17 protein-coding genes are annotated in these 20,057 nt (G+C 42.7%); 6 read left to right on the top strand and 11 right to left on the bottom strand.

Going from position 1 to position 20,057, the window contains the following annotated elements; translation table 11 throughout:
* Positions 1-380: 380 nt before the first annotated feature.
* The 3 genes from ED605_RS12940 to xylA form a co-directional block, all read right to left on the bottom strand.
* The gene (locus ED605_RS12940; RefSeq protein ID WP_121979314.1) at positions 381-1,604 is read right to left on the bottom strand and encodes an MFS transporter; all 1,224 of its coding nucleotides are present in this window, start codon (positions 1,602-1,604) and stop codon (positions 381-383) included.
* 160 nt (positions 1,605-1,764) lie between these two features.
* Positions 1,765-3,279, bottom strand: a complete 1,515-nt coding sequence (gene xylB / locus ED605_RS12935) for a xylulokinase (protein ID WP_121979313.1) — start codon at positions 3,277-3,279, stop codon at positions 1,765-1,767.
* A 276-nt stretch (positions 3,280-3,555) separates the two neighbouring features.
* The gene (gene xylA, locus ED605_RS12930) at positions 3,556-4,893 is read right to left on the bottom strand and encodes a xylose isomerase (RefSeq protein WP_121979312.1); all 1,338 of its coding nucleotides are present in this window, start codon (positions 4,891-4,893) and stop codon (positions 3,556-3,558) included.
* 249 nt (positions 4,894-5,142) lie between these two features.
* Here xylA and ED605_RS12925 point away from each other — a divergent pair, with 249 nt between their 5' ends.
* Entirely contained in the window at positions 5,143-5,592 is a 450-nt protein-coding gene (locus ED605_RS12925; RefSeq protein ID WP_121979311.1) for an Lrp/AsnC family transcriptional regulator, read from the top strand.
* A gap of 257 nt (positions 5,593-5,849) precedes the next feature.
* Entirely contained in the window at positions 5,850-7,247 is a 1,398-nt protein-coding gene (locus tag ED605_RS12920; RefSeq protein ID WP_121979310.1) for an amino acid permease, read from the top strand.
* A 142-nt stretch (positions 7,248-7,389) separates the two neighbouring features.
* On the opposite strand, the gene ED605_RS12915 is transcribed toward ED605_RS12920, so the two are convergent.
* On the bottom strand, positions 7,390-7,902 hold the full coding sequence (locus tag ED605_RS12915; protein WP_121979309.1) for a hypothetical protein: 513 nt from the start codon (positions 7,900-7,902) through the stop codon (positions 7,390-7,392).
* 187 nt (positions 7,903-8,089) lie between these two features.
* On the opposite strand from ED605_RS12915, the gene ED605_RS12910 reads away from it, so the two are divergent.
* Positions 8,090-9,274 (top strand): MFS transporter, encoded by a 1,185-nt coding sequence (locus tag ED605_RS12910; protein ID WP_121979308.1) that lies wholly within the window; start codon positions 8,090-8,092, stop codon positions 9,272-9,274.
* A gap of 125 nt (positions 9,275-9,399) precedes the next feature.
* Positions 9,400-10,179 carry a sulfite exporter TauE/SafE family protein gene (locus ED605_RS12905; protein ID WP_121979307.1) on the top strand — a complete coding sequence of 260 codons (780 nt, stop codon included), beginning with the start codon at positions 9,400-9,402 and terminating at the stop codon, positions 10,177-10,179.
* Between the two features lie 69 nt (positions 10,180-10,248).
* On the opposite strand, the gene ED605_RS12900 is transcribed toward ED605_RS12905, so the two are convergent.
* The 4 genes from ED605_RS12900 to ED605_RS12885 all read right to left on the bottom strand — a co-directional run bounded on the left by ED605_RS12900 (position 10,249) and on the right by ED605_RS12885 (position 15,783).
* Complete coding sequence (locus ED605_RS12900) at positions 10,249-10,440, bottom strand: hypothetical protein (RefSeq protein ID WP_121979306.1); 192 nt, start codon at positions 10,438-10,440, stop codon at positions 10,249-10,251.
* Between the two features lie 77 nt (positions 10,441-10,517).
* Positions 10,518-11,678 (bottom strand): ROK family transcriptional regulator, encoded by a 1,161-nt coding sequence (locus ED605_RS12895; protein ID WP_121979305.1) that lies wholly within the window; start codon positions 11,676-11,678, stop codon positions 10,518-10,520.
* Between the two features lie 157 nt (positions 11,679-11,835).
* Positions 11,836-12,018: a hypothetical protein gene (locus ED605_RS12890; RefSeq protein ID WP_162919810.1), complete on the bottom strand. Its 183-nt coding sequence runs from the start codon at positions 12,016-12,018 to the stop codon at positions 11,836-11,838.
* A gap of 153 nt (positions 12,019-12,171) precedes the next feature.
* Complete coding sequence (locus ED605_RS12885; RefSeq protein WP_121979303.1) at positions 12,172-15,783, bottom strand: S8 family serine peptidase; 3,612 nt, start codon at positions 15,781-15,783, stop codon at positions 12,172-12,174.
* 230 nt (positions 15,784-16,013) lie between these two features.
* Between ED605_RS12885 and ED605_RS12880 the strand changes: the two genes are divergently transcribed.
* Both ED605_RS12880 and ED605_RS12875 read left to right on the top strand, forming a co-directional pair.
* Entirely contained in the window at positions 16,014-17,417 is a 1,404-nt protein-coding gene (locus tag ED605_RS12880; RefSeq protein ID WP_121979302.1) for a sugar porter family MFS transporter, read from the top strand.
* Positions 17,418-17,739: 322 nt separating this feature from the next.
* Positions 17,740-18,054 (top strand): hypothetical protein, encoded by a 315-nt coding sequence (locus ED605_RS12875; RefSeq protein WP_121979301.1) that lies wholly within the window; start codon positions 17,740-17,742, stop codon positions 18,052-18,054.
* A gap of 254 nt (positions 18,055-18,308) precedes the next feature.
* Here the strand turns inward: ED605_RS12875 and ED605_RS12870 are convergent, their stop codons facing one another.
* From ED605_RS12870 to ED605_RS12865, 3 genes are all read right to left on the bottom strand, one after another.
* A complete protein-coding gene (locus ED605_RS12870) occupies positions 18,309-18,563 on the bottom strand; it encodes a hypothetical protein (RefSeq protein WP_121979300.1) in 255 nt (84 codons plus the stop codon).
* A gap of 135 nt (positions 18,564-18,698) precedes the next feature.
* Positions 18,699-18,866, bottom strand: coding sequence for a hypothetical protein (locus tag ED605_RS14655; protein WP_162919809.1), 168 nt, complete (start codon positions 18,864-18,866; stop codon positions 18,699-18,701).
* 558 nt (positions 18,867-19,424) lie between these two features.
* Entirely contained in the window at positions 19,425-19,856 is a 432-nt protein-coding gene (locus ED605_RS12865; protein ID WP_121979299.1) for a hypothetical protein, read from the bottom strand.
* Positions 19,857-20,057: the final 201 nt, after the last annotated feature.

Below are 20,057 nucleotides of genomic sequence, written 5' to 3'. Positions count from 1 at the left end.
CTAAGGGATCGTAGATTACTGTTTGGTTTCACTCACTTTTTGGAGGACAGTTCCTCAAAGCAGATTTCTACCTGTAAGGGATTGATTCAAAAAATCCAAAACCGGGATTTTCCGAATCAACGCCTTACACTCCGAAATCTAACCGCTTTGATCCACTCACTTAATTTTGAACCGATTATACAATCAATTTGTTACCACGGCTATGCCCTTTTGACGATTTTTAACGAGACCGGTTTCATGAAACCGACACCATTTTGATAAGCCTCCCAACTAGTCAAATTATTAAGAAATGGTAAAGATTCTCTATTTCGAGTAAAAAAAGTTGAGGCAGAAGTTAAAAAGCGGTAGTAACTTCTGTCTCAACTTTTTTAATACTTAATTTACTCTAAAGGCGCCGTTCGACGACCACGATCCTTATGGTAAGCGATCAACACGATCACCAGGTTAAGTAAAACCAGTAGGGTCGTCATTAAAAAGACATATCGATAATCTAAAATTCCAGCAACTCCTGAGGCCATCATTGGGCCAACGACCGCTCCAACCGCTTGGGCAGACTGATTATAGCTGAAAATCCGACTAACCGAATTAGCTGGTGTTTCCAGCGTCATAACGGTTTGAGTAATCGGCATTAACGCGGCGTTGGCAATTCCAATCAAAAATCTTAAGATCCCCAGGACTAAAACCGTGGTCACAAAGGTCATCGGGAAAAAGACAACCGCCGAAAAAATCAATCCGGCCAGCAAAATCTTTTCCGGTCCAATGTGGTCCCCTAATTTCCCTAAAGTCGGTGCCGTTAAAATGGTGGCAATCCCCGGCAGTGCCGCGATCACCCCACTGGCAAACGCCACGTTACCGTGCCCGTGCATCAGCTCTCTAACAAACAAACTGATAATTGGATTAATCGACATAGTAGCCGCCATGATTAGCATAGATGAAATAATCATTGCCGAAACAATCCACTTCTTTTGAATCCCGGCAAAGGCATCCCGAATGCCCAACTTGGCATTTTTCTTAACCGGTTTAAAGTCCTCTTTAACAAATAACCAAGTTGAAATCGATGCCAGTAACATCATAAAACCAAAAATGTAGAAGGGCAGTCGGTAGCCAAAGATACCGGACAAATACCCGCCAATGATTGGCCCAATGAGATTACCACCAACGTTACCGGTGGTCAAAGTGCCCATTGTGTGGCCGCTTTCTTCTTGTGGCACTTCACTAGCCATTAACGCATATGCATTGTTAATGTAACCCGAGAAAGTCCCCTGGATTAGTCGAATGAAAATCAATACCCAGACATTGGTAGCCAATCCACACAGCGTCGCACTGATTGTCATCCCAATTGACGCTCGCAACAGCATTGGTTTTCGACCGGTTCGATCCGCTAAATTTCCCCACATAGGTGACACAATCGCCTGACTTAAAAACACGCTTGAAAAAGCCAGTCCAGAGTATAATGTCAACTCCCACTTGGGAAAATTCCCCAGTTCAGTAATAAACAGCGGCAGAAATGGGAGTGCCATACTCGCGCCGGCACCGGTGGCAAAATTGCCAAACCAAAGCGCCCATAAGTTTTTCTTCCATTGTGGTGTCTTTTCTTTTGCCATAATTTCTTATCAAGATCCTAACTATATATTGCTTTCGAATTAATTGCACAAGCAATATTATAGCAGAACGGTTGGCTGTTGCAATTTTGGTGGGCGAAAAACGGTTATTTGAAGGATAGTTTCATAAGATGATCGGCCAATTCAGGCCATCATTTCCAGTTTAACGATCCTGATTTTCCCGCCGATAAGCAACTAACTCGTGCGTTATTTGCTTAGTACTTGGATAAATCTGCTTATAGATCTCATGAAGTCGGCGATATTTTTCAACGTTTCCCGGCTGAGGCAAAAAAACATCCTTAAAGTGAACAAAGACCTTAGTACACTCGGAAATATCTTTAAACCACCCAAGACCAACGGCGGCTAGCATCGCGGCTCCCAGTCCCGGGCCCTGTTCGTTTTTCAATGACACCACTCGCGTATTGAAAATGTCGGCCTGAATTTGTTGCCACAATCGACTTTTGGCACCACCACCAATGGACACAACCGTCTCAAAATGACTGCCCTTCGCTTCATACTTATCCATCAGGTCTCGGAATGAAAAGATAATTCCTTCCAGTACCGCTCTGACAAAATCATGGCGTTGATGGATACCGTCAACCCCGATGAAGCTCCCCCGGATATCTGCATCAGCGTATGGTGCCCGCTCACCAACAATGTAAGGGGCAAATAACAGACCGTTCGCCCCCACCGTTGATTTTGCCGCGCTTTCAACAACCGTTGTAAAGTCTTCATCGGCCGCAAAGGTCTTTTTAAACCAGCTTAGCGAAAAACCTGCTGCTAACGTGACGCCCATTGAGTAAAAAGCGTCAGGAATTGCGTGATCTTCATACTGAAGAACGCCTTGATAGTTGGTTTTTCTGTTTGGTTCATATTTTAAAATCACGCCGGAAGTCCCGATACTGGATAATAGTTTAGTCGGACTATCAATACCGGCCCCAACCGCGCCACACGCATTATCAGCACCACCGCCGAAAGTTTTAGTTGTCGTCGAAAGACCCGAATATTCGGCATACCAGTCATCAATCTGACCTGTATTATCAATTGATCGGACTAATGGCGGACAAAGACTTTCTGAGATTCCAAACGTCTCAAGAATTTCACGACTCCAAGTTTGTTTTTCAACATCCAACATCACCGTTCCAGTGGCATCAGAGTAGTCAATGGCCAACTTGCCGGTCATCCGAAATCGTAAATAATCCTTCGGCAGTAACATTGTCTTGGCTTTGGCAAAGATTTCCGGTTGATTTTCTTTAACCCAAAGCAACTTTGGTAGGGTAAAGCCCTCCAATGGCTGATTGTGGGTAATTTCAATAAATCGGTTGCCCATTTTAGCCATAATTTCTTCACGTTGCTTAGTGGAACGGGTATCATTCCACAGCATCGCCGGCCGTAACACTCGGTTATCCTTGTCCAAAAGAACCAAGCCGTGCATTTGGCCGGAATAACTGATTCCTTTAATTTCTTCAGGTTTTAATTGATCCCTTAAAATCAGTCGCACAATTGCGACCGTTGCCGCACTTACCCAATCTTCAGGATCTTGTTCCGCGTATCCGGGCTGCGGTTGACTGAGCGGAAAGTCCATACCTTCCTGGGCAATAATCTCCCCCTTCTTAGTCACGGCGGAAACCTTCACGGCACTGGTTCCTAAATCAACACCTAAGACACATTCGGTCATCACAATTCCTCCTTTTCAAAAAAAGAAATGGAAGATCAGTTCCATTCCCTTGTTTATAGTTAGTCTCTTACCAAATTGTTAGTTTAAGAATAACGGTTTTTATTTAATAGTGCTAGTAAGTTTCATACATCGCTAAGCTAACCGCTTGAATCCACTCACTTAGGACAGTTCCGCCAAACAATCTACTGCATCTAAGGGATCGAATGGCCAAAAGCCAAAAGCGGGCTTTTCACCATTCGACGCCTTAGACTCCGTAGATTAAACGTTTGGCTGCACTCACTTTAACGTTTGAATAATATAGTGATTAATCGTGTCCTTAATCTGTTCCAGATGATCAGAATGGGTTGCGTCCCGTAACTGTTTCTGAGTCTTATCAAGTGAATAATCTTCTAATTCAGCCATCGTTGCCTTACCGCTTTCGATTTTGGCACCAATTCCTGAATCAAAGGAGCTGTAACGATCCTTAACCAGGTTATCCAGTACGCCGTCTTCCTTCATGGCAACGGCAACTCGCAGTCCAGCCGCGAAACTATCCATTCCGACAATGTGACCATAGAACAGGTCATTTGGTTCAAATGATGAACGACGTGGCTTAGCATCGAAGTTCAACCCACCGTGAGGACCAATACTACCATTTTCAACAACTTCCGTCATGGCTGCGGTTGTTTCATACAGATTTGACGGATATTCATCAATATCCCAGCCAATTAATTTATCTCCCTGGTTAGCATCCAATGAGCCAAGCAGACCGGCTTCACGAGCTACTCGAATCTCATGTTGGTAAGTGTGGCCGGCTAAATTGGCATGGTTGCCTTCCAAGTTGAGTTTGAAATCTTTATCCAGTCCATATTCTTTCATAAAGGCAATGGTCGTCGCTGCATCAAATTCATATTGATGGGTGGTTGGTTCCTTTGGCTTTGGCTCCAGTAACATCTGAGCATCAAACCCAATTTCATTTGCGTAATCTTTTGCCATGTGGAAGAGTTTGGCAGCATGTTCCTGTTCACGCTTCATATCCGTGTTCCAAAGTGATTCGTAACCTTCACGACCGCCCCAGAAAACATAGTTCTCGGCACCAACCCGTTTACCGATTTCCAAACTGTGCTTTAATTGCGCAGCTGAATAAGCAAAAATGTCAGCGTATGGTGAGGTCCCGGCACCTTCTACAAACCGTGGATTAGTAAATAGGTTCGAGGTGTTCCAAAGAACCTTCATGCCGGAAGTCTTTTGATAGTCGACAATTTTATCAACAACCTTATCCAAGTTCCGGTTGGTTTCCCGTAACGTGTCGCCTTCAGGAGCCAAGTCACGATCGTGGAAGCACAGGAAGTCGACACCTAATTTATCATAAAATTCAAAAGCCGCATCCACTTTGGCCAAGGCCAGGTCCATCGGGTCGGTGTATTGATCATAGGGCCGAATTGCCGTGCCATCCCCAAATGGATCAACCAACCGCTGATCAAAGGTGTGCCAATAAGCAACGGCAAAGCGCAGCCAATCGCGCATTTTCTTGCCGCCAATCATTTCATCAGGATTATAGTACTGGAACCCCAGTCCTGATTTCTTATTCTTAGTGCCAATATACTTGATTTTATCTACATTCCAATATGCCATAACGAGTATCCTCCAAAAATTCATTTTATTTAGTTCGTTCACGCAACCAACTTACAAATGCTATTATAATAACCTCTTTTTCAAAATGCAAGCCCTTTCAATAAAATAATAACGATTTCGGGTCGTCGAAACGACCATCATTGACTCTGAAAATGACAAGAAGGTGCGAGTTCTCGGCAAATTCAAAGCAAAATGATATGATATAGAAAGACTTCAATCGTTATTTTTTAGAAAAGAGCGTTGCTTTACATGGATAAACTTGATCGTAAAATTTTAAATATTGTGCAACAGGATGGTCGAATTTCGATTAAAAAAATTGCCGAAAAGTGTTTTATTTCAGCACCATCGGCTTCGGTTCGCCTACAAAATTTGGAAAATCACGGGTTTATTACCGGCTACACAGCCCATGTGAACTATGAAAAGTTGGGCTATTTAATTAAGGCGTTTGTCCGAATTGACGTCAGCTACAAAGAATTACCCAAATTCGTTAAATTTGTCTCTCAGGTCCCCAATGTCGTGGAATGCAATTTTATTACGGGGGATGCTTCCGTCCAATTAAAAGTTTTTTATAAAACCATGACGGAACTTAACCGATTTAACGCGTCATTAAAGGAATTCGGCAATACGCATACCAACGTTGCTTTTACAACCAATATCGGACCACGGCCATTAAACTTACCTGAAGAAAAGTCGGATTAAACCGGCTTTTTCTTTTTGCCGGTATAATCGATCTTGATCATTGTTGTTAAATCATTTCGACTTCATTTTCATAGGTAATTTTCTTCATCTGCCTATTTTTCATTAAAGATTTTCATGAAAAACAAAATCATCTAAAAACTTCCCTCAAAAATAATGGATTTTGGACACTGACATGTTAGGATAATTTCAGATTAATCAGAGGGCCTCTAATTTTAATAAACATGATTCCATATTTAATCAGGGAGGAAATTAGTTTCATGAAAAAGTCGCAAATTACTGAAAATGCGGATGGTACGATGCGCTCTCTAAGCAACCGCAACGTCCAAATGATTGCCATTGGCGGAACGATCGGAACCGGATTGTTTCTTGGCTCCGGTACCACCATTAGCAAGACTGGACCATCAATTTTATTAGTTTACTTAGTCTTAGGAATCTTTTTCTTTTGGATGATGCGGGCAATCGGCGAAATGCTTTATTCTGACCCGTCTCAACATACGTTTGTTTCATTTATTACCCGCTATCTTGGGCCAACAGTTGGTCACTTTACCGGCTGGACCTATTGGCTGGGTCTGACCTTCTGCGCCATGGCGGAACTTTCTGCAATCTCCACTTATGTTCAGTTCTGGTTCCCAAATCTACCGGCCTGGATCATTCAATTGGCCTTTTTGGGCACACTGGTATCGGTCAACCTAATTGCCGCTAAGATCTTTGGGGAAGCTGAATTCTGGTTTGCCTTGATTAAAATTGTTGCCATCTTGGCCCTAATTGTTACCGGGATTTTTATGATGACTAGTCATTCAGTCACCCCACTTGGTCACGCTTCGGTTCAAAACATTTTTCACAACTTCAGTATGTTCCCGCACGGCGGTTTAAGCTTTATTTCAGCCTTTCCAATGGTTTTCTTTGCCTTTCAAGGAATCGAGTTTGTCAGCATTACCATTGGGGAAGCCACAACCCCGCACCGCATCATTAAAAAAGCGGTTAATGAAACCCTACTGAAAATTTTAATCTTCTACTTTGGTGCAATGATCGTGATCATGGGAATTATTCCTTGGACCCATCTGACCCCCGAAAGCAGTCCCTTTGTTCAAGTCTTCAAGTTAGCTGGTTTGCCGGCAGCGGCTGCTTTCATTAACTTCGTTGTCTTGACCTCAGCTTCTTCATCACTGAACAGCTTCATTTTTTCGGCTGGTCGTCACTTCTATCAAATTGCGGATGAATTACCCAAGGGCTCTTGGCTGCACGATCACTTTGCCAAGATTTCTAAAAATGGCGTTCCGGCAGCCGCTATTAAAATTTCCGCGCTAGTGTTGCTGATCACCCCACTGATGAGTTTGACCAACGCCACAAACGCCGTCTTCACAATCGTGGCTGGTTCTTCAAATGATATGTATATTATTGTGTACGCATTAGTCATGCTTGCTCACCGAAAGTACCGGGAGTCATCTGACTTCCTGCCTGACGGATTTAAGATGCCTTGGTATCGAATTACCAGTCCATTAACGATTGCGTTCTTTGCCGTCATCTTCATGACCCTGTTCTTTATTCCACAAGATATTATCGGTGCACTTGGCGCCATTGCCTGGACCGTCATCTTTGGCGGGATTACTTACCTGCACCAACGCAGTATGGTTTCGGCTAATGCCAATGATTAGTTAACCGGATTTAATTAAGTCATTATAAAAAGCGTCTTTGATCGGTTGCATTTAAACAGTTGATTAAAGGCGCTTTTTGGGTTTAAATTTTTAACTGTATTATCAGGTTTCAATTCCTCACAATCCTGTCAACAAGCAACGTTTACCAAATTGATGAATAAAAGCCTTCCATGAAAAGACAAACACATAATCCTTGGATTAGTAAACCAAGGAACACCCATCTTGGATTAGTTGATTTCCAAAACTTGTAATTAAGCCAAACTAATAATGCCAAGGCAATTACTGATGAAAAGTCATTGACCACGACGGCAATTTGAAGCGCTTCGCCAGTCATTAATTTCACAATCACACCACCCAGAAGCACTAAGTTTCCTACAATTACTAACGCAACAGTTACTCGGTCAGAAGTGCTTTCCATAATTGGTTGATTATCAAAATAGTGTTTGGCTAATAGTCCAATTAGTAAGCAGCTGATGAGCAACGAAAACAAAAATGTGTTGCCGATCAGTCCCGGCATTAGAGACGGCTTAACAAATGGTTGTGAACCAGACTTAAAAAATTGAAAAAAAGTAAACCCGTTAGCAAAATAAATATATATGGGACTGACTAAAAGATTTAGCCAAAATAGCAGGGTAATTTTTAATTTTTGGCTCATTGGCAAGCCCCTTTCTAATCTGTTATTAGTTTCCGGTCAATGATCCCCGATTTAGGCACTCATCCCCAGATTTAACCCGATAACAAAATATCTTTTCCAATAATTGATAATTTATGATAGCCTATATAAGGCATCGTTTTAAAGCAAATCAACGATTTAATCATTATCAACTGAGGGGGAAACTGCCATGACCAAATTCAAATTGCAGTCCATTGTCTTTGTGTTGGTTTCATTCATGTTAGGATGTAACGAATTTATTGTTGTCGGTATCCTATCTGATCTTTCCAGACAATTTCAAGTACCAATTTCCATTATGGGGTATCTGGTCACCATCTTCGCGACAGTTTATGCCATTAGTACACCGTTTGTAACGGTGCTAACCAGTCGCTTTAGCCGATACAAAACGCTACTAACTTTGATGATAATTTTCTTAATTGGGAACACCTTGAGCGGGCTTTCAACCAGTTATCTGTTTATGGTAGCCTCTCGAGTAATCACCGCCATGACCGCCGGTTCAATCATTTCACTGATTATGACCTTTGCCAGCACGATCGCCCCTCGAAATAAACGGGCCAGCCTGGTGTCGTGGATTTTTGCCGGTTTCAGTATTGCGTCAGTCTTTGGTGTACCGATCGGCGTAGCGGTTAGCACCAGTTATAATTGGCGATACACATTTTTTGGCATTTCAGTGATTAGCATTTTAACCTTCATTTTGTTGGTCTTTCTCCTGCCAAAGAAAGTCAGCCAAACCCAAAGCTCGATCAAGAATCAGCTAGTGCTGTTGTTGGATCCGCGAATTTATTTTGGCATCATTCTGGTTCTCTTCACAGCTGCCACCATGTATGCTTACTACACCTACATTCGACCACTACTAACCACGTCGATGGGCTTTAGCACGGCCAGTTTAAATTGGCTATTATTCATCATTGGTATTATGAGCATCCTAAGTAACCGGTTATCTGGCGTCATCGCTGAAAGGCCCAACAGTTTAGGAACATTGCCAAAATTCTACTTGGGTGACATTCTCTTACTACTATTACTGCCACTCGGCTTGTTGAACAAGTTATCAGGAATGACAATTATCTTGATTTTAACACTCATTGTGACCGTCCTAAATTCACCCATTCAACTTCATTTTCTCAACATTGCCGAAACCGATTACCCACAATCACTGGTCTTGGCGTCATCCCTAAATTCCATCTTTTTTAATTTCGGCATTTCACTGGGTTCTGCCACTGCGTCTGCCATGGTCGGCATTGTTGGCTTGGACAAAATCAGTATTGGAGCTGCAGTTTACGCTGCTATTTCGCTCGGTTGTTTATTTTTATTAAATCGCGCCATTCGGAAAAAACAGGTTAATACGATTTCTTAATCCAAAAACGTTAAAGAATTCATTTATCACTGAATTTTTTAACGTTTTTTCAGAAAGCCCCCTGAATACTTGACGGAAGTAGTATATTAGAAGTATCTAAATTTTGAAAGGGTGTGTCATCTAATTTGATACTTGCATTTATTTTTCTGATAATTGCCGGTTTTGCGGCTGGTTTACTCGCCTCCGTTGCCGGATTAGCTTCTCTGGTTTCCTACCCCGCCCTTTTAGCTGTCGGTTTACCACCGGTTCTTGCCAACGTGACCAATACGACCGCGTTGATTTTTTCCGGAATTGGAGCCACCGTCTCTTCATTAAAGGAGTTACGGGGACATTGGAAAAAGCTGATGCTGTTTGTGGTGCTCTCTCTATTCGGAAGTATCGGCGGTAGCATTTTGCTCCTAGTCGCACCGGCGTCTTCCTTTGAAAAAGTGGTTCCTTTCTTCATTCTGTTCGCCGGGATCCTCCTGTTTCTTTCGGGTCGTAAAAAGGATGTCTCCACTTCGAAGCTAAAGGAAGCCCACGCCACGCCTCACAAAAGATGGTGGGTTTCACTCATCAGTTTGATCGGCATCATCCTTGTCGGTGCCTACACCGGGTATTTCGGTGCAGCTGGTGGCGTTATCTTTTTGGCCATTTTATCAGTCATTACTGATGATCGGTTTGCGGTCGTGAACGCCATGAAAAACGTAATTGCGTTTGCCGGAAATTTGATTGCGACCATCATTTTCATCTTCAACTCACAAATTGATTGGTTAATGGTGATTCCACTGGGATTCGGTCTGCTAATTGGCGGTTACACCGGCCCGATTATCGTTCGTCACGCCAATATTCACCTGTTGCGAGCCTTAATTTCGCTGGCCGCCTTTGGGTTGGCTGCCTATTTGTTTGTGACGGCATACTTTTAATAATGACCCATACATAAAGTGACTCAGAAAATTGTCTTTTCAAACTTTCTGAGTCACTATGTTTCTATTCTATTTTTGGTGCCGAAGCCAATTAATTCCAAAACCAACCGCAAGTACAAAATTAGGAACCAACCAGTCTCCTAGAAGGTCTGCTGGTGGATTGACTTTCATCACCACGTCCATCACAAGCATTCCAATTCCTGAACTTACTAAAAAGATTAAAAAAGTGACCGTTCTGGGAAATAAAACAATTATTTTCAACTAAGCCATCTCTCCTAAAATTAATCATCATTTTCGAATTTCCAATCAATGGTTCACCAAAAAGTTTTACGATCGCATCAATTTTTCGAAAAATCTAGCGAATACCCCACTAAATCCAACGCATAGTGTGTAATCACCGAACAGGCACCCAGTAACGTGGCTTTATCCGAATCCGTCAACCGTACCAACTCAATTTCGGACTTGCCAAGTTGCTGAACCCGAACGGCCACTTGATCAAAGATTTCCGGGGCAGCTTCCATTAATGGTGAGCCGATATACATCGCCCCCGTATCAAAATACATGGCCGAATTGTAAATTAAACCGGCAATTTCTTGAATAAATTCATTGATTGCCGCTACAGCGTGTGGTTCACGGTTGCGGTACATGTCAACAACTTTATAGCGGTTTAAGTCCGTCAAGTTCAATTCATCACTCAACCGATTAATAATCGCATCTTCCGAACAAATTTGTTCAATCGGCGTTAGTTGACCAGCCGCATTCTTAGTCAGGGTTCGTCCCACTTCACCAGCCTGGCCCTTAAAGCCCCGAAACAAACGGTTATCCAAAATGACCCCCGACCCGATACCTTTATGAATACTAATAGCCACCAGATTCTTATGGTCAAACGTCATCATAAAGTCCCGAACGTAAACGGCCGTTAAATTAGACTCGTTTTCCAGGACAACGGGCACGTGATACTTGGATCCCAAGCGTTCGCGTAAATTCTCGTTGTCAAAATTCACAAAGGGGGAATAAGTAATTTCCTGCTGATCGTTCACAATGCCGTGAATCGACAGACAGATGCCGAGTAACCCCTTAATTGACGTCACCGTTGTGAGATAATGATTAATTTGCTCGTCAATAATTTGACTAATCTCTTGAATCGACTTTTGATAAATCGGGGCCTCGGATTGGTCAATCACTTGGCCATTTAAGTAATTCGCCATGAAATGTAAATTATGAAATGAAATATCAAAACTCAGCGTAAACCCGTAGTCGCCATAGATTCGAATATTGGTTGGTTTGCGGCCGCCAACGTGCGAAGCCGCTCCCTCACCGACTTCTTCAACCAATTGTTCGGCCTTTAATTCATCATAAATCGATGAGACGGTTGATTTGTTTAGCCCCAGTTGGCGGGAAATGGCCGCCCGTGTCGTATACTTATTATTAAAAATTTCTTGAAGAACCAGCTTGCGATTGGCCTGGCGCATCAGATCCTTGTTCGTGATTGTTTTCATAAGTTTTGCCTTCTTGCATTGATTTAAGTTAACCCTATCTTATCAGAGGAATGATGGAAGAAACAGCTTGAATTCGATAGTCGGTAACTTTTTCAGTCTAAAATAGTTATATGTTTAGTTTACACTAACTGACTACTTTACTAAAACCCCAAAGGGATCAATGATGATGGTTGTTTGACCATTGCCAATTTAGAAAAAGGCCAATTCCGACCAGCAGTCCCACTACGCAGTCGACCATAAAGTAATCCAATTTCATTAAAAACAGAAGTGACGAAAAGATAATCATGAGCCCCAGTAACCAGCCACTTAATCTGGGATGTGACAACATAAAAGCTTTCATTATTGAACACACCACTTTCTAAAAAATGTTCTCTGATGTTCTAATTAACGTGTTCTTAGTGTATCAAATTAAACCAATTTAGTAAAAAAGCGGGCTAGACAACTTTTGCAATTTCAAAGTTGTTTAACCCACTTTAAGAATAAATTTTAATGACTAACCGTTAATTGTATATAAACTGGTGGTGACATTGCCAACCTGGTCTACTGCCTCAACTTTAAAGTGATTAGGTCCCGGCTTTAATGAATAAGTCTTTTTAAATGATTCAGCCGGATAAGGATTCAATGGCTGGCCGGCAACGTGCTGATTTAGACCGGCATCATTTTGCTGGGTCAACAGATTACTTCCATTAATCAGCAATCGCACCCCTGACACATTATCGTTTGCGGAACCGGTAAAAGTAACTTTATTAGCCGCAACCGTTTTCTGAACTGTTAAAGTTGGTGCAACGGTGTCCAGATAAATTTCCAAGACACCCCGGTGACGCTGGTATTTAACTCGATGTTTTTCCTTAACTTTAGTTGTCAGAATATAACCAACGCCCCTTTGTTCCGTCGGTTTAAAGGGTACCTGAACACTAAAGTGACCTGTCGCAGAAAGGGGTACCTGATTGATAGCTGCTTGATCATCTGGAGTCACCAAGATCGTCAGTTGTTGCCGCTTAGGATTCTTAACCTGGCCGTTGATTGTTAACTCTTGGGACTGAGGATTATAAATTGACGCACTGGTTTTAGCATTCAGCCAGCTTGGTCCGTTATCCTTTAACTGGCTAAATTTAATCCCCGGTGTTGCGGCCGCTCGATCTGTCAAATCCTTCTGGCGATGACCATAAATCTGCGGGGCGCCTTTGGAAATGGTAACCAGCTTTTTAGCCTGCCGATTGGTTGCCAATTTCGGTGCCAACTTTTTCAACTTTGCAAAAGCTGGCGAGCTTGGAAACCGGCCCAAGGAAGTTTCAGCTGAGGCAGACTTCAAGTAAGTCCCAACCTGACTGCCAGGGACTTGACTCCAACCACTCAAAACAATTGAGCCGCTTGAATCAAATTTAAACTTAAAGCTTGCAATTCCCTTGGCAGAATTAACGTGTCCTTTGGTCACCCGGTTGGTCAACGTGTTTTTCGCATAGGCTGTTAAACCAGTCACATGCTTAGGCACCCGGGCCAACAACTTAAAGGTCCGATCCCGAATATCAATGTAGGAACTTGAAAAGCCGGTTTGACTGGTTCCATATCGATACCATTTAAATTGTGGCATAGCTTGACGGGTCTCCGTAGTCGGTTTAGCCGAAGCCGTTGCTGCTTGATGGCGTCGTACCGCAAAAGTTGCCGAGTTACCCGCAATATCCGTCAACTTAAGTTTAGCTGAATGTCGGCGCAAGGCTGTTCGCGCTGCCGAGTTCAAGTGATCGCTAAAGTGTCCGGTTTTAGCTGCTTTAGCCGTGACTGGCACGGCATATTGTCGGCGATTGATTTCAAGGGCGGCTCGAGAAATTTTGGTAAAGCCGGCACCCCGATCGCTGAAACGACCAGTTAGCCGCCCGGATTTTCCGGCGTAAACCAAGTGAAAGGCCTTTGGTGAAATCGTATCGACCATCACTGGATAGGAAACTGTCTGTTTCTTTTGGATCCCGTCATTATAGTTGGTCGTAATCAACTGATAATGGTAGCGGCCGTTTGGGACAACCCGACTTTGACCAGTGGCTACATCGTCATATCGACCATCCCATTCCAACGCATTTGGATGTTGCCGCATCGAATACGAGGTTGTCAAATCCAAATTATCATCGTCACCGGCAATCGATTTATCCAAATTGGTTTCTTGATCAATGACTCGGACAACCCGGCCGGCCTGATTGACAATTTGGGCCTTAACACCGGCTAAGCTTTGTTTGACATACACTAATGGCTCCACCAAATCCTGATGATGATCATCGTTAGGCGAAAAGGCAACCAACGATGGGTGAATGCTTTTAACAAGTTGCTTCCAGCTGATTCGATCAGCGTGGGCATTGACATATTGATTGAGTGACGCCTGATCACTGATTCCTAACGGCGTATTGTGTTCATCGATTAAATAACCGCCTTTAAAGGCACTGCCGCGTTGATAAGCCGGGGCGTCGACAATCCGCTCTTTAGTTGCGTCACCGTAATATCCCATATAAGGCACCACTAAAGATTGATCGGCCTGATCAGCCTTAAAAGTCAGATACCCTTCAACCATTCGTTGGGGAGCGACACTATCAGCGAGGGTCAATTGAAAGTCCAGCGTCTGGCTTTCCCCCGGTTGAACGGTAATCCGGGAATAATTTGAAACCACTGAGGAGCCTTTCAAAAATGCATCATGAACCTGACCCGCCTGCTTTTTATCACGAACTTCGGTCATGGGGCCGCCATTGTCATTAACTGAATAGGTCATTGGTGATGTCCCATGATTGGTAATGTTAATTCGAAAATGCTTGGTTGATCCGATTTGTCCCAAAGAAACCGAAGCCAGGTTGGTAGTCGGGTCAACTGCACTAGCGTTTAAATTTGCAGACCGAGTCACGTTGATTTGGCCAGCCCCCTGTCGTCTGGGTGACACTGGCACCTTCGCTTTTTTATCATTAGGATCTCTTAGCGGTGAGGCACCGTTCATCAACGCATTCTTAACGGCCGCAACTTGGCCCGCTCCCGTCAAATTTGGCTGATCCTGGTGTATCTTTTGCAATAACAGCGCCGCCGCGCCGGAAACATATGGGGTGGCCATCGAAGTGCCTTCCTGAACCTGATAGGTATTATTAGCCCAAGTTGATGTAATGCCCATTCCGGGAGCTGAAATATCTGGTTTTAACGCAAAATTGGGAGTGGGACCCCAAGACGAAAAACCGGCTTCATCCGATTTCTTACCCTGCAACGAATTTTCTGCGCCAACCGTCATGGCATTAACAGCCACGCTTGGATCGGCCAACGTCCCACTATTAGCCGGCTCAAAGGCCGTGTTAATGCTGTTGGTGTCGGCTAACGGATTACTGGTAAAAATGCTGGCAGAATGACCACTATTCCCTCCGGCAAGGGAAACAAACACTCCATGATTAATCGCGTATTGAACGGCCGCCTGCTCTTCATCCGTCATTGACTGGTTGGGTAGTCCCACCCCAAGTGAGATGCTAATCACATTCGCGCCCAGATCAACCGCGTCGTAAATGGCCCGAGCCACGTCATTCTTGGTTTCATCATTAATCATATCGGAGACTTTAAGATCCAGCAGCTGGGCTTCCGGTGCGACACCGATAACATATTCATTACTTTTTTTGGTTGTCGGTTGCCCGTTAGCTGCAATAATGCCGGAAACGTGTTCACCGTGGTAGGTCGAAACGTTATCCGGTGCCGTATCCCGGCTACTGTTGGTGACATAATTATAGGCAAACGGAATCTTAGCGTTCACATAACGGCCATATCCTTTTTTAGCAATCAATTGTTGGGCATCGCTTTTGGAAAGTTTAGCACTGCTCGGATCAGATAATCGCAGATCACGATGCGGCTGGATGCCCGTATCGATAACCGCTACAACCATCCCCTGACCACGATAGCCTTGGTGCCACAAACCACTCACATTGCCCTTGGTAATAGCTGCTTGATTGGCATTAGGCTGAATTTTGGCAAGGGCCGTTGGCACAATCGCTGATGGTGTATTGATCATGATGGTCCCAAAAAGCAGATTCAGCCCCATTAATAAGCTTATCAGGGCCACTTTTAACCAAATGGGATGTTTTCTACTTTCTGTTTGCATCTTTAATCCCCCCTGATTATCTAGCCGAATTCGTTTTTAACTCGAATAATCCCTTATCATCACTGTCTATTTAACCATATCCGACTGAAATTGGGTTAAATTTGTTTGGAAGCGGTTGCAATTATTTTTTCAACGCGCTATAATCAAGCCACGTTAAAAAGTTCAAACAACCAACCTACTTACAATTAATTTGTTGTTGAAATTTTATAGCAAATATGAGGTGTTAAGAAATGCAACTTAATTCTAATCCGACTCCTAAGGTTCATAAGGTTTCGTCAGCGTTTGTCTACTTTTTCGGCGCACTGGGCGGCCTGTTATTCGGTTACGATACCGGTGTGATCTCCGGGGCGATTCTCTTTATTGAAAAACAACTTCACCTGGATTCCTGGCAACAGGGCTGGGTAGTCAGTGCCGTTTTACTAGGCGCTATTTTGGGTGCCGCTGTCATCGGACCAATGTCTGATCACTTTGGCCGACGAAAACTTGTTTTGTTATCTGCCATTATCTTCTTCATTGGGGCCTTGGGATCAGCCTTTTCCCCTGAATTTTGGACACTGATTATTTCCCGAATCATTTTGGGGATGGCCGTTGGGGCTGCTTCAGCACTGATTCCAACCTATTTGGCTGAACTATCACCGGCTGACAAGCGGGGATCCATGTCCAGTCTCTTTCAACTGATGGTCATGACCGGGATCTTTATTGCGTACGTGACCAACTACTCCTTCTCCGGTTTCTACACCGGTTGGCGCTGGATGCTGGGCTTTGCGGCATTACCGGCGGCCCTGCTCTTTTTGGGCGCCCTGATCTTACCGGAAAGTCCCCGTTTTTTGGTAAAAGAAAATAAAGTTACTGAAGCCAAACAAATTTTAGAAATCATGAACCGTCATGATACCAGCGTTGTGGACCAGGAACTTGCCGACATTAAAGAACAGGCTGCTATCAAGAGTGGCGGCTGGTCAGAATTATTCGGCAAATTGGTCCGCCCGGCATTAGTCATTGGCGTTGGTTTAGCCATTTTTCAACAGGTCATGGGCTGCAACACCGTGCTTTATTACGCACCAACTATCTTTACCGACGTCGGCTTTGGCGTGTCTGCTGCTTTAATTGCCCACATCGGCATTGGGATCTTCAACGTTATTGTGACTGCTGTAGCCGTGATGATTATGGATAAGATTGATCGAAAAAAGATGCTGATCGGCGGTGCCATCGGGATGGGTGTGTCACTATTTATCATGAGCTTCGCGATGAAATTCTCCGGTCAAAGTCAGGCTGCTGCAATTATCTGCGTGATTGCCCTAACCATCTACATCGCCTTCTTCTCCGCCACTTGGGGACCAGTCATGTGGGTCATGATTGGTGAAGTCTTCCCATTAAATATTCGTGGCCTGGGAAACTCTTTCTCCAGCGTGATCAACTGGACCGCTAACATGATTGTTTCCCTGACATTTCCACCATTACTCGATTTCTTCGGCACTGGAAGCCTCTTTATTGGTTACGGGGTCTTGTGTTTTGTGGCCATCTGGTTCGTCCACGCCAAAGTCTTTGAAACCAGAAACCGATCATTGGAAGATATCGAAGAAGACCTGCGAACGCGTAGTGGCGCTCAGGAGGATGTCGCCGAACAAATTAAATAGTTTTGAATTCGGATAAGAAAATCAATTGATTGGTGATTAAAAAAAGCGCTCATTACGAGTGCTTTTTTGTACGATTTTCAATTTTTTAACCGAATTATTCATTTTTTACTACCTCTGGTTTAGACATCAATTAAGACCATGTACAGCAATCAAAAGGTTGTGAATTTCCCTGACTTAGGTTTTCAACTAGAATTCAGTTTGGTTCAGCTCACAAAATATGATAAAGTGATCTCAACGCTTATTTCATTTCTAAATCAGTTGAATTTTAGATCACACAAGCTGCTCGATCATTAACTTAAAATACAGGAAGTAGGGTTATCACATGGAAGTTTTCACCGAAAAAGCTTTATTATTAGAAGTTCTAAATACCATTTGCGATAAACTTGAGATCAAAAGTAGTGCATTGGTCTTTTTAAATCGATCTTACTCAGACAGCGACATTCAAAATTTGTTTTCATTTTTAGCAAAAATTGAAATCAAAAAAAGTCCGGTCACTTCCAATCAATTAGCATCCGAAATCCAAAAAATCAAGCCCGACACTTCCCTTCAAACGGCTCAAAGAACGGTTGACGAGTTGATAACTGCCTTTCAATCCGAAAATCGATTTCCATGGATTCTAAGCCAACTTGGCCATTAAAATCAATCGTATGGGTAAAAATAAATTCCAAAAAATCAAAATTACCAAAAAATCCGGCAATTACTTCGCGTATATAAAATATGGAGGGGGTAAAAAAGGATGTCATGTACCCGTACAAATACATTAATTCCTTCTTCTATGTCGTGTCTGTTACTATTTACTACGCCCCCTCTGAACGAAAAATCAGGAAGCATCGGCTTACTCCGTCCAGTACTTCCTGATTACATAAGTGTCAAAATTCTCAGTGATTAGTCTCACTGGGATTTTTTGACTTTTTGATTGGCATCTGTTTTATTTTTATGAATCCATACCCAAAATAGCCATCCCCAAAATGGCAATGCAATCAAGACACCGACATCAAATGGAATTGATACATAGAACAATGCCCCCGGACTAGTTTGGTGGTTGATTAAAACAAAGTAGATATAGGCCAGCACTGAAATTACTAACCCTGCAAACGGGACACTCTTCGTGAAATAGGTAAGCAATCTTTTCTTAATAACTGACATTATCCTCATCACCTTTCCAGATAATGATTCCTTTATGCCAAACTTAATTCTTAACGACGACTAATTTTTAATCTGCCAGTCCGCATGATCCAATCTGAAATGCCTGTTGAAATCAAGAATTCCAAGGTTAGGCCCTTATTGATGATGACGATGCGAACTCAAATAAAATTGCTCACCAAACCCAAGGATGCCGACAGCAAATAATAAGGCAATTGCAACATTGTCATCCTTCAACAGATACGCTACAAGCAATGCCAACATTAAGATGATTAACAGAATTCGAACAGATAAGGACAGTTTCATGTTACTTACCTCCCCACGTCAATGTGCAACCCAACTTTAATTTCAAAATTGAGTCAGCCACAATTGCTCTAACAACAGCCGATGCCGCAATTAGCATTCCTTAATATAGCCAAATTGAAATATAATGTTTGGCTAAGTAACATCAGCAGTCGCCTTTACATTGCATGATTGACGAGAGAATTAGAGATTCTTCAACCCACTAATCAACCAAAAGTAATCACTTCTATGTACAGCCTTATCATACTACGGGCTGAAAAATAGTAAAGAAAATCGTCTATAAAAATTCTTTGTATGCGCTTTTAAATTTACTTTTATGCTAAATGCTTTTGCCTTAAAATCAAACTATTCAATTGCTAAATGCTGTATTGATGAATCTAGAATTAATTATTGGTATCAAAAGTCCCCTAATTTAGGTACTGTATTTATGCAGTTATAATTTTTTCTGTTCTTACACCAACTAATAACTAATCATTTTCTGCCCCATTACACGGGGAAGAAGTCCAACTAAGTTAGCAAATATGGAATTTATGATTTATTTTCCCGATTTTATTTAAACCTTCAGAATCTTATTGGCTTTACCATCCAAAATTCAATCGTATTGATGTAAGTCCAGCCTTCATTTTGATGCTTAAACCAATAGGAAAAAATCGGTGTCTTCGTACCGTGACTAATTTTAATTTTTCGATAATTGTATTTAGCCTTTAGATAAGGGCTTACTGTATTATACCTAATGAGAAATGTTCTATTTTTTCGAGTATATTTATACTGGGGATGGCGTTTGGAGCTAAAAAGCATGTGTTGATACCCGTCAAAATCCCCCCAACCAGTTGAACTATACTTAAGGATCTTTTGCCTTTTGGCATATCCAAACAGGAGATCATTATATGGATGCCAATTACTCTTTGCCTGAGCATCGTCTGGGTCTAGGAAAAAGAGCCCACAACTGATGGTTAAGAAAAGAAACGTAACTGCTTTATTTAAAAATTTCATTAGGATCTTCCTCTCTGTATCCCCAAAGTTTGGAGTGATGACTCAACAGCATCACCCTATTTCTTATATCTTAACTGAAACTTGAAAGCTAAAAATTAACCGAACACCTTAGTCGTCCTGGAATAATCCGTCAGAAAATGGAAATTCAAGCTGACACTAATTCCCTGGTCAAAACGGCCGGTAGATGCGTGAGAAAATGGC

The sequence above is a fragment of the Lentilactobacillus raoultii genome (assembly GCF_900411375.1).
GTDB lineage: Bacteria > Bacillota > Bacilli > Lactobacillales > Lactobacillaceae > Lentilactobacillus > Lentilactobacillus raoultii.
This window is presented reverse-complemented; position numbering and strand designations above follow the sequence as displayed.

Bases quoted from the DNA above. Each gene is read 5' to 3' on its own strand.
- ED605_RS12915 (WP_121979309.1), bottom strand. From the start codon at position 7,902: ATGAGCCAAAAATTAAAAATTACCCTGCTATTTTGGCTAAATCTTTTA.
- ED605_RS12925 (WP_121979311.1), top strand. From the start codon at position 5,143: ATGGATAAACTTGATCGTAAAATTTTAAATATTGTGCAACAGGATGGT.
- ED605_RS12865 (WP_121979299.1), bottom strand. From the start codon at position 19,856: ATGAAATTTTTAAATAAAGCAGTTACGTTTCTTTTCTTAACCATCAGT.
- ED605_RS12885 (WP_121979303.1), bottom strand. From the start codon at position 15,783: ATGCAAACAGAAAGTAGAAAACATCCCATTTGGTTAAAAGTGGCCCTG.
- xylB (WP_121979313.1), bottom strand. From the start codon at position 3,279: ATGACCGAATGTGTCTTAGGTGTTGATTTAGGAACCAGTGCCGTGAAG.
- ED605_RS12910 (WP_121979308.1), top strand. From the start codon at position 8,090: ATGACCAAATTCAAATTGCAGTCCATTGTCTTTGTGTTGGTTTCATTC.
- ED605_RS12895 (WP_121979305.1), bottom strand. From the start codon at position 11,678: ATGAAAACAATCACGAACAAGGATCTGATGCGCCAGGCCAATCGCAAG.
- ED605_RS12890 (WP_162919810.1), bottom strand. From the start codon at position 12,018: ATGAAAGCTTTTATGTTGTCACATCCCAGATTAAGTGGCTGGTTACTG.
- ED605_RS14655 (WP_162919809.1), bottom strand. From the start codon at position 18,866: ATGAAACTGTCCTTATCTGTTCGAATTCTGTTAATCATCTTAATGTTG.
- ED605_RS12880 (WP_121979302.1), top strand. From the start codon at position 16,014: ATGCAACTTAATTCTAATCCGACTCCTAAGGTTCATAAGGTTTCGTCA.
- ED605_RS12920 (WP_121979310.1), top strand. From the start codon at position 5,850: ATGAAAAAGTCGCAAATTACTGAAAATGCGGATGGTACGATGCGCTCT.
- ED605_RS12870 (WP_121979300.1), bottom strand. From the start codon at position 18,563: ATGTCAGTTATTAAGAAAAGATTGCTTACCTATTTCACGAAGAGTGTC.
- xylA (WP_121979312.1), bottom strand. From the start codon at position 4,893: ATGGCATATTGGAATGTAGATAAAATCAAGTATATTGGCACTAAGAAT.
- ED605_RS12940 (WP_121979314.1), bottom strand. From the start codon at position 1,604: ATGGCAAAAGAAAAGACACCACAATGGAAGAAAAACTTATGGGCGCTT.
- ED605_RS12875 (WP_121979301.1), top strand. From the start codon at position 17,740: ATGGAAGTTTTCACCGAAAAAGCTTTATTATTAGAAGTTCTAAATACC.